General features: G+C 64.3%; 14 protein-coding genes. 10 read left to right on the top strand and 4 right to left on the bottom strand.

Going from position 1 to position 15931, the window contains the following annotated elements:
* Positions 1-110 precede the first annotated feature (110 nt).
* Both ligD and NKJ58_RS11805 read right to left on the bottom strand, forming a co-directional pair.
* Positions 111-2603: a DNA ligase D gene (ligD, locus tag NKJ58_RS11810; protein ID WP_352853162.1), complete on the bottom strand. Its 2493-nt coding sequence runs from the start codon at positions 2601-2603 to the stop codon at positions 111-113.
* 117 nt (positions 2604-2720) lie between these two features.
* On the bottom strand, positions 2721-2945 hold the full coding sequence (locus NKJ58_RS11805) for a hypothetical protein (RefSeq protein WP_023673483.1): 225 nt from the start codon (positions 2943-2945) through the stop codon (positions 2721-2723).
* 396 nt (positions 2946-3341) lie between these two features.
* Between NKJ58_RS11805 and NKJ58_RS11800 the strand changes: the two genes are divergently transcribed.
* From NKJ58_RS11800 to NKJ58_RS11780, 5 genes are all read left to right on the top strand, one after another.
* Positions 3342-4349 (top strand): aldo/keto reductase, encoded by a 1008-nt coding sequence (locus tag NKJ58_RS11800; RefSeq protein ID WP_023685885.1) that lies wholly within the window; start codon positions 3342-3344, stop codon positions 4347-4349.
* Between the two features lie 404 nt (positions 4350-4753).
* On the top strand, positions 4754-5701 hold the full coding sequence (locus tag NKJ58_RS11795; RefSeq protein ID WP_023730393.1) for a substrate-binding domain-containing protein: 948 nt from the start codon (positions 4754-4756) through the stop codon (positions 5699-5701).
* Between the two features lie 171 nt (positions 5702-5872).
* Complete coding sequence (locus tag NKJ58_RS11790; protein WP_488494635.1) at positions 5873-7504, top strand: sugar ABC transporter ATP-binding protein; 1632 nt, start codon at positions 5873-5875, stop codon at positions 7502-7504.
* Entirely contained in the window at positions 7501-8517 is a 1017-nt protein-coding gene (locus NKJ58_RS11785) for an ABC transporter permease (protein WP_023685887.1), read from the top strand. The genes NKJ58_RS11790 and NKJ58_RS11785 overlap by 4 nt, the downstream gene beginning before the upstream one ends.
* Positions 8518-8528: 11 nt before the next feature.
* Positions 8529-9026 (top strand): GNAT family N-acetyltransferase, encoded by a 498-nt coding sequence (locus tag NKJ58_RS11780; RefSeq protein WP_023685888.1) that lies wholly within the window; start codon positions 8529-8531, stop codon positions 9024-9026.
* A 67-nt stretch (positions 9027-9093) separates the two neighbouring features.
* On the opposite strand, the gene NKJ58_RS11775 is transcribed toward NKJ58_RS11780, so the two are convergent.
* A complete protein-coding gene (locus NKJ58_RS11775) occupies positions 9094-9327 on the bottom strand; it encodes a hypothetical protein (protein ID WP_081726147.1) in 234 nt (77 codons plus the stop codon).
* A gap of 149 nt (positions 9328-9476) precedes the next feature.
* Positions 9477-10106 (bottom strand): glutathione S-transferase family protein, encoded by a 630-nt coding sequence (locus NKJ58_RS11770; RefSeq protein WP_352853159.1) that lies wholly within the window; start codon positions 10104-10106, stop codon positions 9477-9479.
* Between the two features lie 210 nt (positions 10107-10316).
* On the opposite strand from NKJ58_RS11770, the gene NKJ58_RS11765 reads away from it, so the two are divergent.
* From NKJ58_RS11765 to NKJ58_RS11745, 5 genes are all read left to right on the top strand, one after another.
* A complete protein-coding gene (locus tag NKJ58_RS11765; protein ID WP_352853157.1) occupies positions 10317-11303 on the top strand; it encodes a tagatose kinase in 987 nt (328 codons plus the stop codon).
* Positions 11300-12577, top strand: a complete 1278-nt coding sequence (locus NKJ58_RS11760; RefSeq protein WP_352853155.1) for a D-tagatose-bisphosphate aldolase, class II, non-catalytic subunit — start codon at positions 11300-11302, stop codon at positions 12575-12577. Before NKJ58_RS11765 ends, NKJ58_RS11760 begins: the two co-directional genes overlap by 4 nt.
* 52 nt (positions 12578-12629) lie before the next feature.
* Positions 12630-13220: a DUF922 domain-containing Zn-dependent protease gene (locus NKJ58_RS11755; protein WP_023705115.1), complete on the top strand. Its 591-nt coding sequence runs from the start codon at positions 12630-12632 to the stop codon at positions 13218-13220.
* Positions 13221-13415: 195 nt separating this feature from the next.
* Positions 13416-14501 carry an ABC transporter ATP-binding protein gene (locus tag NKJ58_RS11750; protein ID WP_352853153.1) on the top strand — a complete coding sequence of 362 codons (1086 nt, stop codon included), beginning with the start codon at positions 13416-13418 and terminating at the stop codon, positions 14499-14501.
* A gap of 39 nt (positions 14502-14540) precedes the next feature.
* Positions 14541-15866, top strand: coding sequence for an ABC transporter substrate-binding protein (locus tag NKJ58_RS11745; RefSeq protein ID WP_352853151.1), 1326 nt, complete (start codon positions 14541-14543; stop codon positions 15864-15866).
* Positions 15867-15931: the final 65 nt, after the last annotated feature.

The raw sequence follows: 15931 nt of genomic DNA, 5'->3' as shown, positions 1-15931 counted from the left end.
GCAAGGTTTGCGATTGGCGAAAGCAGAGGCGACATCCGATCTCCCCCCTTGCGGGGGAGATGTCCGGCAGGACAGAGGGGGGGTGTGCCGGATCGCCAACACCTCCCGATCTACTTCCCCGAAAACAACGGCAAATCTCTTGCGAAATCCTCCATGTCCGCCCACGGATCGCCCGACGTCGCCAACAGCCCCGGCAAGGACGAATAGTTCAGATCCTGCGGCGCATCGATCGTCTCAAGGTCTGCCCAACTCACCGGCGTCGACGCCGGCAGGTTGGTGCGGGCGCGCAGCGAATAAGGCGCCGCGGAGGTGTGGCCGCGCGCGTTGCGGTGATAGTCGATGAAGATGCGGCGCTTGCGGTTTTCCTTGCCCATTGTGGTGGTGAAAGTGTCGGGCGCGGTGGCCGCCAGGTGCGTGGAGATGGCGCTGGTCGCCTGGTGCAGCTTCTTCCAGTTCTGCTTTTGCGTCACCGGCACGGTTATGTGGATGCCGCTGCCGCCGGATGTCTTGGCGAACGGCACCAGGCCGAACCGCTCCAATTCGCCCTTGATGTGGACGGCGGCCTCGACCACCTCGCGCCAGGCGATGCCCTCACCCGGATCGAGATCGAAAACGATCTGGTCGGGCTTGTCGAGGCTCAAGCGATGCGTGCCCCAGGTGTGGAACTCAACGACGCCGAACTGCGCGAGTGCCAGATAGCCTTTTGCTCCCTCGACCGACAGACAGGATTTGGTTTCACCTTCGAAGTTGGTGGCGTCAAAAGTGACCACCGACGGCGGCATGCCGGTGAAGGCGTGGCGCTGGAAGAAACAGTCCTTCGGCAGGCCCGTCGGGCAGCGCACCAGCGACACCGGGCGGCCCATAATGTGCGGCAGCATGAAATCGCCGACCAGCGCGTAATAGACGGCGATGTCGAGTTTGGTCGGTCCGGTCTTGCCGAACAGCCGCCGCTCCGGATTGGTCACCCAGATGGTTGCGAGATCGGCTTCGGCGATCAGCCGCTTGCGCTTCGGCGACACCGGCGTCGACAGGCCGACATCGCGCAAGCCCCGAAACACACCGTGGCGCAGCGAATTGTCCGCCGTGCGGTTGGCGTAGTGGATGCGGGCCGACAGCATCGGCCGCACCCATTTCATCTCGCGCATGATCTCGCGCGGCACACCCTCGGGTGCTGTCGCGCCGTCGCGCAGCGGCTGCAGCCGGGCCAGCAAGTCGCCCGCCGTCGCGGCATCGAAGCCGGTGCCAACCTTGCCGCGATAGTGCAGTTCACCATCCGCGAATTCAGCCATGCCGATTGCCGCCAGTCCTTCGGCCGCGTCGGAAACGGTGTAGCCGGCGATGATGAAATCGCCGGTCTCAAGCGCCTTGACCTTGGTCCAGCTCTTCGTGCGGCCGCTCTGGTAGATGGCGTTGGCGCGCTTGGAGACGACGCCTTCCAGTCCAAGGATCGAGGCCTGATCGTAAAGCCCCTGTCCGTCGCCTTCGACATGGTCGCTCAGCTGGATGGCGGAGTTGGCGCCCTGCCCGGCTAGCAGTTCGGCGAGCAGGGCCTTGCGGTTTGCGAGCGGCGCCTTGCGGAGGTCCCAGCCGTCGAGATGCAGCAGGTCGAAGGCATAGAAATGGAGCTTGCTGCCCGCACCCGCCGACAGCGCATCCTGCAGCAGCGCGAAACGCGAGATGCCCTTCTCGTCCAGCACCATGATCTCGCCGTCGATGATCGCCTGGCTGAGCGGTAGCCGGGAAAAGGCTTGCGGCAGGTCGCCGTAACGCTTCGTCCAGTCGATGCCGCCGCGGGTGATCAACCTGACCTCGCCATCTCCGACATGCGCCATGGTACGATAGCCGTCGAATTTTATTTCGTGCAACCAGAGTTCACCTGTGTCTTCCACTGGCCCACCCGGCGGTTTCGGCACCTGCGTGGCGAGCTGCGGCTCGATGCGCGACGGCGGATCGCCCCTGACCGCACCGGGCAACGCACCGGGTTTCAGCGCGCCGGGTTTGGGGGGCAGGCGGGCCGGCTTTTTCGGCGGCGCCACCAGCTCCTCGATGCGCTTGCCGGACTTCACGCTTTCCGGCCGCGCTTCCAGGATGTCGAGGCCGGTATCGGCGGCGAGATCGCGCTCCTTGAACAGCAGCCAGTTTTTCTTCTCGCTGTCTTCGCCGGGCTTGGGCTTCAGACGGGTCAGCATCCAGCCGCCATTCAACTTGTCGCCGGCCAGCCGGAACTTGAAGGCGCCGGTGCGCAGGCTCTTGTCGACATCGTCCATCGGTGCCCAGGTGCCGGTGTCCCAGACGATCATCGGCCCGCCGCCATATTCGCCTTCAGGAATGACGCCCTCGAAGTCGATATATTCGAGCGGATGGTCCTCGGTCTCGACGGCAAGGCGCTTGTCGGCCGGGTTGAGCGAGGGCCCGCGCGGCACCGCCCAGCTTTTCAGCACGCCGCCGACCTGCAGGCGCAAATCGTAATGGTCGGCGGTGGCGTGATGCTTGTGGACGACGAAGCGGTTGCCGTCGCCTGAAATGAGCCCGCCCGCCGGTTCCGGCGTCTTCGTAAATTCGCGCTTGGCGCGGTAGGCCTTGAGTTTTGGCGGGGTTGGCATGGGTCAGGCGGGAGCGGCGGCGGCGGACGAACCTTCCCTGCGCCGCGTTCCTGCACAGTGCTGTCCCGCCAACATTTCAGATTTCCCAGCGTGGTGCGAAGAATGTGGAGATCACGCTCAATCGTCTGAGGCGGGCGTCAGGTCTAGCTCGGCCGGGGACAGCCCTTGTTGGAGCTGGCTCAGCCGGAACTCGTCGACCCAGTAGGCCTCGCCGTCGACCAGCACGCGGGCCGAGTAGACGCCGCCGGAAAAGCTTTGCGCGGTGACGTAGACCTTGTGGCGGTCGAGCGCCTTGCGCACCGCGGCGCGCTTGGAATTCTGGCTGGTGACGGAACTGGCCATGGCTCACTCATACACAAGACCGCAAGACATGGCGGCGGCATAAGGATGCTGGAGATCGGCCGCTCTGTCAATTTTGACCGCCTGCTTCTGGCAGCGCTACGATCCGACGGCAGCAAAAAACCGCTGCGCCTCGGCAGCGGACTTTGCAATGGCGACGACAATATTCGGTTAGTGGTCCGAAGGAATTATGAGCGCGGTGACGCGAGAGCTGCTGACGCCGGTTCAGCGTCGGCTTCTCGTAGATCTTCTTCATTGGTATCCCATGGCCCCCAATGGCCGCCGGCAAAGGCGCTTGCGGCTGGGTTTTGTCAAGGGAAGCGCTGTTCTTCCGCCGAACAGCTATGGAAACTGGAGGAGCGGCCGCTATAGTTTTCCTCAGCCCCAAGGAGAACGGCAATGACCCTCAGCACCCGCAAACTCGGCAGCCAGGGGCTGCAGGTCTCGGTGATCGGCCTCGGCTGCATGGGTATGAGCCAGTCCTACGGCCCTGCCGACGAGGCGGAATCGATCGCTACCCTGCACCGAGCCATCGAACTCGGCTGTACCTTCCTCGACACGGCGGAAGTCTACGGCGCCTATGCCAATGAAGAACTGCTCGGGCGGGCGCTGAAGGGCCGGCGCGATGAGGTGACCCTTGCCACCAAATTCGGCTTCCGCATCGAAAACGGCAGACAGGTCGGCACGGAGCGTGACAGCCGGCCCGACCATATCCGCGAGGCGCTGGAGGGCTCGCTGAAGCGGATCGGCACCGACCATGTCGACCTTTATTACCAGCATCGCGTCGATCCGGCGGTGCCGATGGAAGATGTCGCCGGCACGGTCGGCCGGCTGGTTGCCGAGGGCAAGGTGCGCTTCTTCGGCCTCTCGGAAGCGGGCGCGGCGAATATCGGCCGTGCTCATGCCGTGCACCCTGTGTCGGCCCTGCAGAGCGAGTATTCGCTTTGGGAGCGCAATCTGGAGCCGGAGATCATCCCGCTGCTCAAAAAGCTCGGCATCGGCCTGGTGCCGTTCGCGCCGCTCGGCCGCGGTTTCCTCGCCGGCGACGTCAAGCGCGCCGAGGATTATCCGGAAGGCGATTTCCGCCGCGGCGACCCCCGCTACCAGGGCGCCAACTACGACGCCAATGTCGCGGCTGCGGCTGCGGTGCAGGAGGTGGCCGCGGCCAAAGGGGCAAAGCCCGCACAGATCGCGCTGGCCTGGGTGCTCGGCAAGGGCGACGGTTTCGGCATTGACATCGTGCCGATCCCGGGGACAAAGCGGCGCAAGTATCTCGAAGAAAATGTTGCTGCGGCCGCGATCACGCTCGACGCGGCCGAGATAGCTGCGCTCGACGCAGCCCTTGCGCCGGGCAAGGTCTCAGGGCCGCGCTACAATGAGCGGGTGATGACGACGATCGATCGGTAGAGGCGTCTAAGCTGCCAATCTCCCCCCTCGTGGGGGAGATGCCTGGCAAGGCAGAGGGGGGCGCGAAGGATCGCCCGCATCAAGTATTCTGCGTAGAGGTTAGCTCAAAGATGTAAGTGAAATTGGCCAATGTCGGCGGGACAGCGCCCCCCTCTGTCCTGCCGGACATCTCCCCCGCAGGGGGGAGATTAGCAGTTTCAGCCCCTCGCCTCACCTTGCGTAATCGATTTTCCTTGGCTAGCATCCCTGGGTCGGCGCCGAGCGGAGGAGACGTTGCGGTGGACCGGCTGGAGCGCCGTCGCGTCCCTTCGGGCGCTCACAGGACACTCCATTTTTGAATCGACGCAGGAAAATCCCGAGCCGCTAACGGTTTCGGGCTCCTGCATCCATGTGGAGGATATCTGATGAACAGACGCGAATTCCTGTTGTCGACCGTGGCGACCGGCGCCATGGCGCTGGCCGCGCCCATGGCCTTTGCCGCCGACAAACTGACCATATTGGGCTCGGTGCCCAATCTCGGCTTTCCGTTCTTTGTGCACATGCTGAACGAGATCAAGGCCGAGGCGCAGGCGCAAGGCGTCAACCTGACCGAGAGCGACGGCCAGAACTCGGCGCCGAAGCAGACCGCCGACATCGAGGCCGCACTCGTGCAGAAGGTCAACGCCATCGTGATTTCGCCGCTTGACGTCAACGCGCTGGCGCCGGCGATCGAGGAAGCGGTCAAGGCCGGCGTTCCGGTGGTGACGATCGACCGCCGCGTCGACGGCGTCGAGGGCATTCTCGCCCATGTCGGCGCCGACAACGTCAAGGGTGGCGAAGCCGAGGCGCAGGCCATGGTGGCGGCGTTCCCGAACGGCGCCAAGCTGTTCCATTTGCAGGGCCAGCCGGGTGCCGGGCCCGCGATCGACCGCAACAAAGGCGTCCACAATGTGCTCGATCCGCTCAAGGACAAGTACCAGATCATCTTCGAGCAGACCGCTAATTTCGCCCGCGCCGAAGCGCTGTCGGTGACCGAGGCCGGGCTTGCCGCCAACGGCAAGCCGGACGCCATCATCTGCGCCAATGACGACATGGCGCTCGGCGCGCTCGAAGCCTGTGCCGCGCGCAACTTCACCGACGTCAAGATCTACGGCTTCGACGCGCTGCCGGAAGCGCTGGTCGCCGTGCGCGACGGCAAGCTCGCCGGCACTGTCGAACAGTTCCCCGGCGAACAGTCGCGCACGGCGGTGCAGATCGCGGTCGCCTTCGCCAGGGACAAGACCGAGCCGAAGGAGAAGCTGGTGCTGTTGACGCCGATCGTCATCGGCAAGGACAATCTCGACAAGGCGGAGAGGTTGAACGAGACGAAGTGAAAGTAGGGCCCATGACGGGTGGAGGTCGCGCTCTGTCGCGCCCCCCTCTGTCCTGCCGGACATCGCCCTCACTTGGGGGGAGATTGGCCGTCACGTCTGCTTTCGCCAATCGCCAACGTTATAGAAATAGTGCTGCCGGCAAAACTGCTGATCTCCCCCCGTGTGGGGGAGATGTCCGGCAGGACAGAGGGGGGCGCCGTCCCGCTGCCTATCGCAATCCGGGAGCAATGCTTGTCCGCCGTTGAACCCACCGCATCATCGCCCCCGCTCCTTTCCGTCGAAGGCGTGACCAAGCATTTTTCCGGCGTCACCGCGCTCATCGACGTTTCGCTCGAGGTGCGGCCCAGTGAGATCCTTGGCCTGCTCGGCGAGAACGGCGCCGGCAAGTCGACGCTGTTGAAAATCCTGTCCGGCGTGATGCCGCCGTCAAGCGGCCGCATCGTCTTCGACGGCGCCGACTACGCGCCGTCCAGTCCGCAGGATGCGAAGCGGCATGGCATCGTCACCATCTATCAGGAACTGAGCCTGATCCCGACGCTGACGGTTGCGGAAAACATTTTCATCGGCCGCGCGCCGCTCGGGCCGCTCGGGCTGGTCAGCTGGCGCAGGATGGAGGACGCCTCGCGCGCGATCATCGCCCGCGTCGGTCTCGACATCGATCCGGCGACGCCGGTGTCCTCGCTGTCGGTAGCCGAACAGCAGCTGGTCGAAATCGCCCGCGCTCTGTCGCTGGAAAGCCGCCTGATCATCATGGACGAGCCGACCTCGGCGCTGACCGAGACCGAGGTGCAGAAACTGATGTCGATCATGGACAGGCTGCGCAAGGACGGTGTCGCCATCATGTTCGTCACCCACCGGCTGGAAGAAGCGTCCGCCATTTGCGACCGCATGACCGTGCTGCGGGACGGCAGGCTGGCCGGTCATCTCGACCGCGACGGCCGGCCCATCCAGATTCCGAAGATCATCGAGAAGATGGTCGGCCGCGCCGCCTCCGAACTCTACGCGCGGCCGACGCAGCGCGACGTCGCCGGCGAGGTCCGGCTCTCGGTGCGAGGCTTGCGAACGGTGCGCGATCCGCTGGCGCCGCACGCCATCGTGCTCGAAGGCGTCGACCTCGATGTGAAGGCCGGCGAAATCCTCGGCGTTGCCGGTCTCGTCGGTTCCGGCCGCACCGAGCTTGCCCGCGCCATTTTCGGCGCCGACCGCATCGCGGCGGGTAACATCACGCTGGACGGCAAGCCGATCGCCCCGGCCTCCCCCGCCGACGCCATCAAACTCGGCATCGGGCTGGTGCCGGAAGACCGCAAGCACCAGGCGATTTTTGCAGCACTTGGCATTCTCAACAATTTCTCCATCGCCTCGCTCGGCCGCTACAGCAATGGCGCCGGCTTCATGGCCGAACGGCGCGAGCGCGAGGCGCTGGCCGGCTATCGCAAGGCACTGTCGATCCGCATGGCCTCGCCCGAGCAGGCGATCGAGGGGCTGTCCGGCGGCAACCAGCAAAAGGTGATCCTGGCCCGCTGGCTGGCGCGCGACCCGAAAGTACTGATCGTCGACGAGCCGACGCGCGGCGTCGATGTCGGCGCCAAGGCCGAAGTGCACCAGATCCTGGTGCAGCTTGCCGCACGCGGCATCGCCATCATGATGATCTCGTCGGAGCTGCCGGAGGTGCTGGCAGTGTCGGATCGCATCGTTACGATGCGGCGCGGCCGTATCACTGGCGAAATGCCGGGCATCGAAGCGACCGAGGAAAAACTGATGGAACTGATGGCGCTCGACCGCAAGCAGGACGCAACGCAATGACCAGCACCACCGAACAGACCCAGCGCAGCGGCATCAACATCGCGCGGCTTCTGATGAGTTTTGGGCCGCTGATGTTCCTGGCGGTGTTGATCGTCATCTTCACCGTGCTGAAGCCGAGCTTCATCGATCCAATCAACCTGTTCAACATTTTGAGGCAGATCTCGATCACCGGACTGATCGCGCTTGGCATGACTTTCGTCATCCTCACTGCCGGCATCGACCTGTCGGTCGGCTCGCTGCTCGCCTTCTGCGGCATGGTGGCCGCGGTGGTGGCCAAGGGCGGCACCGCCAACACGCTGTCGCTGTCGACCACGGGGACGCAAGGCTATGGCTGGTTCGCCGCCTTGCTTGCCGCCGTCATCGTCGGGGCGCTGGCCGGCGGCGTCCAGGGCTTTGCCATCACCCGGCTGAAAGTACCGCCCTTCGTCGTCACGCTGGGTGGGCTCACCGTGTTTCGCGGCCTGACGCTGACCATCTCCAATGGCGGACCGATCTCCGGTTTCGACGCCTCGATGCGCTGGTTCGGCACCGGGCTCATCGGACCGGTGCCGGTGCCGGCGATCATCTTCGCGGCGGCGGCCATCCTGTGCCACATCGTGCTGCGCTATACGCGCTACGGCCGCGCCGTCTATGCCGTCGGCGGCAATGCCGAGGCCGCACGCCTGTCGGGCCTGCGCGTCGACCGCATTCTGATCTCGGTCTATGTCATCGTCGGCTTCTTCGCCGGGCTGGCCGCCTTCGTTTTGTCAGCACGGCTCAACTCCTCCGAAGCCGTGGCCGGCATCGGCTACGAGCTTACGGTGATTTCGGCCGTGGTCATCGGCGGCACCTCGCTATTCGGCGGCATCGGCTCAGTCGGCGGCACGGTGGTGGGCGCAGCACTGATCGGCGTGCTGCAGAACGGGCTGCAGTTCAACAATGTCTCGTCCTACACACAAAGCATCGTCATCGGCCTGATCCTGATCCTCGCCGTGGCCTTCGATCGTTGGCTGAAGTCGCGGGTGAGGCGGTGAGGATTTAGGCCATGGTTCAGATCAGGGCGATGACCGAGAAAGATATAGCGGCGGTGTCGCGGCTGTTGGGGGAATCCTGGCGGCGCACCTATTCGGCAATAATGGGGCCAGAGACCACTGCGCGGCTCTCCGACGACAAGCATGCGCCCGAGCGGCTGGCCGAGGAACTTGCGGACGACAACAAGATGTCGTTCGTGGCCGAACGGCCGGACGGTTCGATCGCCGGCTACGCGATGGCGGCGATGGACGATCGTGGCGATGTCCTGCTCGACCGGCTGCACATCGACAAGACAGAGTTCGGCAGCGGGCTCGCCACCGACCTGCTGCACGCGGTGCTTGTCGCGCATGCCGGCATCCCCAGCATTGCGCTGGAAGTGATCGAGGGCAACGACCGGGCGATCGCCTTCTATCGCAAGCACGGTTTCGAAGTGGTCGAGCGCCACACGGCCGCGCACGGCGTTGGCGGCCACGCCTCGCTGATCATGCGCCGGCTGCTGTCGAGGGCGTAAGGGAATGGAATAGGCCGTAGGGAATAGGGGAATAAGGTGGCGCAGACCGATATCCTACGCCTACGGCCTACTGCGCCACCGCCTGGTGGCCGTCCTCGTCGTCCGGCATATCGAGGATTTCGATCAGCCGCGCCACCTTCGTTCCCGGCAAGGGGCGACCCTCGTTGACCAGGGCCTCGTCGGCACTGAGCCAGGCGAACGCCTCGCGCAGTTCTTCAAGGGTGGCGCCGGTCAGCGCGATGTCGGCTATGACCGCCTCGTCTACCGGCCCCAACACCGAAATGATGTCGTTGCGTGTCATGGTCACCTCCATGCTAAGTGCCGGCCGGTCGTCGAGATGACGCCGAGACCCGGCCATCCAGCCAACGGATTGCGAGTAAAAACCGCCGACAAAGCAGAATCTGGGTCTTCTTTTCGACTAAGCAAGGTGAACGCGCGCGCCTTTTGCCGTCAAGCAGCCGAGTGCGGATCGATGCTGTAGAGATGCACGGGATAGCCGGGACCGATGGCGTCGCGCACCCGGTCCGTCCAGGCGAGGACCGCCGGATAAGCCGCCAGCGCAAAGCCGCAATCTTCGGCACGGTGGCCGTAGGCATAGACAGCAATGTCGGCGATGGTGAGCATGTCGCCGACAAGGAACGGCGTGTCGTTCAGGCTGCGCTCCAGCGCTGCCAGCGTGCGGGCGCCGGCTTCGCGCTTGGCCGGAAGCGTCGCCTGGTTGCGCTCCAGCCTTCCGGCCAGCGTCCAGAAGCGCAGGGAGCCGATGACCGGCTCGACATGGTACTGTTCGAAGAACAGCCATTGCATAACTTTCGCGCTGACATAGCGATCCGCCGGCAGCAACGGCGTGCCTTCGGCGAGATAAATGAGGATCGCATTCGATTCGGCGATCGCACGGCCATCCTCGAGTTCGAGCACAGGAACGGCGCCGGCCGGGTTGAGCTTCAGGAAGGCGTCGGTGTGGCTCTCGCCCTCGAAAATCGACACCAGGCGGCTTTCATAGGGAATGTTGAGCAGGCCGAGCACGACCCTCGCCTTCCAAACGTTTTGCGACGGCAAATAATCATGAAGCGTGAGCATGGCTGTCCTTTCGCTGCGGTCGACGCCTGATTTGCACGGTGCCACGATCCCAGCCACCCGAATCCTGCAATGTGTACGCGCGGAAACAGATAAACTATACGCATGTAGAGTTTTATTGACTTCGCTGTATGTGCGATTTACCCGATAAACATTTGCGTCGGATAACTGCGCGGGCAAGCAATCAGTTTGCGTGTGAGAGGAATCGCAAGCATGAGCCTTTCGCGCCGCAGCGAGATCGCCGCCGAGGCCGTGGGGCCAACGATTGTCGCCGGCGAAATCCTGGTCGAGATCATGGCGACGGAACTGGGTTTCGGCTTCCTCGAGCCGCAATCGCTCGTCGGGCCATTCCCCAGCGGTGCGCCGGCGATCTTCATCGATCAGGTCGCCCGGCTGGGAGGCGGCGCCGGCATTATCGGCTGCGTCGGCCGCGACGATTTCGGCACGCTCAACCTGGACAGGCTGGAGCTCGACGGCGTCGACGTCTCAGCCGTCGATATCAGCGACCGCTTCCCGACGGGATGCGCCTTCGTGCGCTACCGGCCCGATGGTATCAGGGACTTCGTCTACAACATCGCCGAATCCGCCGCCGGGCAGATCCACCTGACCACTGCTGCGCGCCTGCTGGCGGACAGGGCCGGCCATCTGCATATCATGGGATCGACGCTGTCGGTGGCAGGGCTGAAGGAGATCGTCAGCTACGCAGTGCAGGCGGTTCGTGCCCGCGGCGGCTCGACCTCATTCGACCCGAATGTGCGCAAGGAGCTGATCGACGGCTCCGACGGCGCACTGTTTTCCGCCCTCATCGACGATGCCGACCTGCTGCTGCCGTCCGGCGACGAATTGCTGGCTGCGGCCGGCGTCGATGACGAGCACCGGGCGGTGGCGGCGCTGTTTGCCAGGGGCGTCGGCGAGATCGTGCTGAAGCGCGGTGCTGACGGCTCTTCCTGGTTCGGCGCCGACGGCGCCAGGATCGACTGCGCCGGTTTTCAGGTCGAGGAAGTCGACCCGACGGGCGCCGGCGATTGTTTCGGCGCCACTTACCTGACCTGCCGGCGCCAGGGGATGGAGCCCGGCAAGGCGCTGCTTTATGCCAATGCCGCCGGCGCCCGCAACGTCACCCGGCGCGGCCCGATGGAGGGCACCGCCGGCTTCGATGCGCTTGACCAATTCATCAAGGGAACAGCGAGACGGACATGAGTGCCAACCCGCTTGCAGGCCTCGCCAGCGCGCGCAAAAACGGCCCGCCCTACGGCATCACCTCGATCTGCTCGGCTCATCCGCTGGTGATCCAGACGGCGATCAGGCGCGCCGTTGCCGACAGGGAGAAAAACCTGCTGATTGAGGCAACCTGCAATCAGGTCAACCAGTTCGGCGGCTATACCGGAATGACCCCGGCGCTGTTCGTCGCCTTCGTGCTGGAGATCGCCTGTCGCGAGGGGCTGGAAGCCTCGCGCATCATCTTCGGCGGCGACCATCTGGGACCGAACCCGTGGCGCGCAGAGCCGGCGGCGCAGGCGATGGACAAGGCCGAGGCCATGGTCGGCGCCTATATCGCGGCCGGTTTCACCAAGATTCATCTCGACGCATCGATGGGCTGCGCCGGCGAGCCGGCGGCGCTCGACGACGAGACCATCGCCACCCGGGCGGCGCGACTGGCAAAGGCGGCCGAAACGGGCGCGCACGCCGCAGGCAGCACCTTGCCGGTCTACATCATCGGCACCGAAGTCCCCGCCCCCGGCGGCGTCGACCATGCGATCAGCGAGTTGAAGCCGACCGAGGCGGCGGCGGCGCGGCGCACGATCGAGGTTCACCGGGAGATCTTTGCCCGCGAAGGCCTGTCCGAGGCCTTCGGCCGCGTCATCGCCGTGGTGGTGCAGCCGGGCGTGGAATTCGGCAGCCAGAACGTCGTCGCCTACGCGCCTGAGAAATCCAAGGGCCTGACCGGCTTGCTCGATGAGCAGCCGTCGCTCGTCTACGAGGCGCATTCGACCGACTACCAGAGCCGTGCGGCTTTGACCGAGCTGGTCGCAAACGGCTTTCCCATCCTCAAGGTCGGCCCCGGCCTGACCTTCGCCTTGCGCGAGGCGCTTTACGGGCTCGACCTGATCGCCTCCGAAATGGCCAGGGACTATGGCGACCGGTCGCTCGCCCGCACCATGGAAAGCGCGATGCTGGCAGCACCCGGCCATTGGCACAGCCACTATCATGGGAATGAAGCAGAGCTCTATGTGCAGCGGCATTACAGCTACAGCGACCGCATCCGCTATTATTGGAGCAACCCCACCGCTGTCGCGGCCGTCGAGCGCCTGCGCAAGGCGCTGGACGGCGTCGCCATTCCCGAAACGCTGATGCGGCAATTCCTGCCGGCGCTGCCGGCCGGGCTTGGACCCGCGGGCAATCCCGAGGCTATCCTTCTCGAAGCTGTCGATCAGGTGCTGGCCGACTATGACGCGGCCTGCCGTGGGACCTGAGTGCATTGCGCCGGGTTGATCTTTGCCTCAGCCCAGTGTCTCTGACGTTTCCATGAAACCAGCCATGTTCTTTCTCCTGTTCGCGGCCTCCCTGCTGGCGTCGCCGGCACGCGCCGACTGGAAGCCGGTCGAAAAGGTCGAGACCTACGCCATCGCAGGGCGGACCGGCCCGGAACTCTATGCCGCAATCGGCGAAGCCGGCCCCTTGCTCGGCAAGGGTCGGGTCATTGCGCACACCAATTTCAAGCTGACCTGGACCAGAGACTACAGGCCGAAAGGCGACGCCTGCGTGCTCAAATCGGCGCGCCCGAAACTGATCATCACCTACACCTTGCCGAAGCCGGCCGAACCGTTGCCGGCTTCCGTCCAGAAGAACTGGACGGTGTTCATCGCCGGGCTCGCCGCCCACGAGAGAGTGCATGGCGCAGCCATCGCCGAGATGGTGCGCAAGATCGAGGCGGTGAGCGTCGGCCTGACCGTTACTGATGACCCCGCCTGCAGCAAGATCAGAACCGAGCTGACGAGGCAACTCGCCCAGATCTCGCTGGCACAGCGGCAGGCGAGCCGCGACTTCGACCGGGTCGAATTCGGCCCCGGCGGAAACCTGCAGAAGCTGGTGCTGGCTTTTGTGAATGGGGGGTAGTTTGCCGGTGTGCCGGTCATTGCGCCGAGTGTTCCGAATCACAAGAGCACCGGCCGCATGGCCGCTTTACAGGCAGGCTTGGTAGCGCTACCGTCTGCTTGTCGCGCGACCTGTTGGGGGAATGGGAGACGGTCGCGAGGCGGGAGAGGAGCGGTTTCCTTCGGGGCGTCGCAAGAAGCATTCGGGAGGAGATCGATGGCGTCTGTCGCGATCGGCGACGTTTACAAATCGTTCGGGACCGTCGAGGTCCTGCATGGCGTCAGTGTGGATATCGATGACGGCGAATTCGTCACGCTGGTCGGCCCGTCGGGTTGCGGAAAATCGACCCTTCTCAGGATGATCGCCGGCCTGGAAAAGATTTCTCGGGGCGAGATCGCCATCGGGGATCGGGTCGTCAACAACGTTGCGCCGAAAGAGCGCGACGTTGCCATGGTGTTCCAGAACTACGCGCTCTACCCGCATATGACGGTCGCCGAGAACATGGCGTTCTCGCTCATGCTCAAAGGTGTTTCGAAGGCCGATTGCGCTACCAGCATTCAGCGCGCCGCCGAAATCCTCGGGCTGGTGCCATTGCTGACGCGATATCCGCGCCAACTTTCCGGCGGCCAGCGCCAGCGCGTCGCCATGGGCCGGGCGATCGTGCGCGATCCACAGGTTTTCCTGTTCGACGAACCGCTCTCCAATCTCGACGCCAAGCTCAGGGTGCAGATGCGCGCCGAGATCAAGGAACTGCACCAGCGGCTCAAAACGACGACAGTCTATGTCACCCACGACCAGATCGAGGCCATGACCATGGCCGACAAGATCGTCGTCATGCATGACGGCATCGTCGAACAGATCGGACCGCCGCTGGAGCTCTACGACAGGCCCAACAATCTCTTCGTCGCCAGTTTCATCGGCTCGCCCGCCATGAACCTGATCAAGGGCGAGATCGTCACCGACGGGTCTCCGACCTTTCGCGGCGCGGGGGGAATTTCCGTGCCGCTGGGCGCCGCGCCGGCCGTTGGCAACGGCCATCCGGTGGTGCTGGGAATACGGCCCGAGCATTTGCGGCTACCGGCCGTCCAAGGCATTACAGTCACCGGCGCGGTCGTCGAGCCGACCGGGTCGGAAGTGCAGCTCATCGGCCGCACCGCCGGCGGCGACGAGATCGTCGCCAATTTCCGCGAACGCCATGCCTTCACACCGGGCGAAACCATACGGCTCTCTGCCGCGCCTGGCCTGATTCATCTCTTTGACGGCAAGACCGGAACACGATTTGAAACGCGTAGCGGATGGTAAGGACCGCATAGCAAGGAAGACAAACCGGAGGAGACGACCATGAAGTTCACGAGACGCGACGTAATCCGCACTACCGCAGGTGTTGCGGCGGGAGCCCTGGGAAGCCGCTTCGTCGGCTCGCCGGCTTTTGCCCAGGAGGGTTTGAAATACAAGCCCGAGGAAGGCGCAAAGCTGCGGCTGCTGCGCTGGTCGCCCTTCGTCAAGGGCGATGAGGATCAATGGTTGGCCAACACCAAGCGCTTCACCGAGGCGACAGGTGTCGAGGTTCGTGTCGACAAGGAAAGCTGGGAGGACATTCGCCCCAAGGCAGCGGTCGCCGCCAATGTCGGTTCCGGCCCGGACCTCATGTTCGTCTGGTTCGACGACCCGCATCAATATCCCGACAAGCTGCATGACGTGACCGAGCTCGGCGAGTATCTGGGCTCGAAATATGGCGGCTGGCACGACGGACCAAAGCAATATGCGACGCGGGACGGCAAGTTCGTCGGCCTGCCGCTGGCCACCATCGGCAATGCCATCGTCTATCGCGAAAGCTGGGTGAAGGAGGCCGGCTTCTCGGAATTTCCGAAGGACACGGCAGGCTTCCTCGAGCTCTGCAAGGCGTTGCAGGCAAAGGGACATCCGGCCGGCTTCACGCACGGCCATGGCGTCGGGGACGGCAACAACTACGCGCACTGGCTGCTGTGGAGCCATGGCGGCCAGATGGTCGACGAGAGCGGCAAGGTGGCGATCAACAGCCCCGAGACGCTAAAGGCGATCGGTTACGCGCAGGAACTCTACAAGACCTTCATTCCCGGGACCGAAAGCTGGCTCGACGTCAATAATAACCGCGCCTTCCTGGCCGGCGAACTCGGCGTTATCGCCAACGGCATTTCCGCCTACAACACGGCCAAGATCAACAAGGACAACGATCCGAAGCTGGCTGAGATCGCCAAGGACATCCGCACCACCAACCTGCCGATCGGTCCCGTCGGGAAATCGGTCGAACTGTTCCAGGTGACCACGGCCGTCATCTTCAACTACACGCCCTACCCCAATGCGGCCAAGGCCTATCTGCAGTTCATGTTCGAGGATCCGCAAATGACCGACTGGATCACCTCCTCGGCGGGCTATTGCTGCCAGACGCTGAAGGCCTTCGACAACAATCCGGTGTGGACGGCCGACCCGAACAACGCCGCCTACGCCAAGGCCTCGGCGACGCTGCGTCCCAACGGCTATGCCGGGCCGCTCGGCTATGCCTCGGCGGCGACCATGGCCGACTATGTCCTGGTCGACATGTTCGCCAAGGCGGTGACCGGCCAGGCGACGCCGCAGGAGGCGATGGAGGAGGCGGAGAAGCGCGCCAACCGTTACTACCGCGTTTAAGACACAGCTGAGCCGGGCAGCAGCCATTGCACTGCCCGGCCCGGTTCCCGAAATAGCTTGGCGGT

Source organism: Mesorhizobium sp. M0139, from assembly GCF_040322455.1.
Classification (GTDB): Bacteria; Pseudomonadota; Alphaproteobacteria; order Rhizobiales; family Rhizobiaceae; genus Mesorhizobium.
The sequence above is the reverse complement of the archived record's forward strand: the minus strand, read 5'-3'. Positions and strand labels throughout refer to the sequence as shown.

What these genes read in the sequence shown, in the direction of transcription:
- ligD (WP_352853162.1), bottom strand. Translation starts at nt 2,603, where the DNA reads ATGCCAACCCCGCCAAAACTCAAGGCCTACCGCGCCAAGCGCGAATTT.
- NKJ58_RS11805 (WP_023673483.1), bottom strand. Translation starts at nt 2,945, where the DNA reads ATGGCCAGTTCCGTCACCAGCCAGAATTCCAAGCGCGCCGCGGTGCGC.
- NKJ58_RS11800 (WP_023685885.1), top strand. Translation starts at nt 3,342, where the DNA reads ATGACCCTCAGCACCCGCAAACTCGGCAGCCAGGGGCTGCAGGTCTCG.
- NKJ58_RS11795 (WP_023730393.1), top strand. Translation starts at nt 4,754, where the DNA reads ATGAACAGACGCGAATTCCTGTTGTCGACCGTGGCGACCGGCGCCATG.
- NKJ58_RS11790 (WP_488494635.1), top strand. Translation starts at nt 5,873, where the DNA reads ATGTCCGGCAGGACAGAGGGGGGCGCCGTCCCGCTGCCTATCGCAATC.
- NKJ58_RS11785 (WP_023685887.1), top strand. Translation starts at nt 7,501, where the DNA reads ATGACCAGCACCACCGAACAGACCCAGCGCAGCGGCATCAACATCGCG.
- NKJ58_RS11780 (WP_023685888.1), top strand. Translation starts at nt 8,529, where the DNA reads ATGGTTCAGATCAGGGCGATGACCGAGAAAGATATAGCGGCGGTGTCG.
- NKJ58_RS11775 (WP_081726147.1), bottom strand. Translation starts at nt 9,327, where the DNA reads ATGACACGCAACGACATCATTTCGGTGTTGGGGCCGGTAGACGAGGCG.
- NKJ58_RS11770 (WP_352853159.1), bottom strand. Translation starts at nt 10,106, where the DNA reads ATGCTCACGCTTCATGATTATTTGCCGTCGCAAAACGTTTGGAAGGCG.
- NKJ58_RS11765 (WP_352853157.1), top strand. Translation starts at nt 10,317, where the DNA reads ATGAGCCTTTCGCGCCGCAGCGAGATCGCCGCCGAGGCCGTGGGGCCA.
- NKJ58_RS11760 (WP_352853155.1), top strand. Translation starts at nt 11,300, where the DNA reads ATGAGTGCCAACCCGCTTGCAGGCCTCGCCAGCGCGCGCAAAAACGGC.
- NKJ58_RS11755 (WP_023705115.1), top strand. Translation starts at nt 12,630, where the DNA reads ATGAAACCAGCCATGTTCTTTCTCCTGTTCGCGGCCTCCCTGCTGGCG.
- NKJ58_RS11750 (WP_352853153.1), top strand. Translation starts at nt 13,416, where the DNA reads ATGGCGTCTGTCGCGATCGGCGACGTTTACAAATCGTTCGGGACCGTC.
- NKJ58_RS11745 (WP_352853151.1), top strand. Translation starts at nt 14,541, where the DNA reads ATGAAGTTCACGAGACGCGACGTAATCCGCACTACCGCAGGTGTTGCG.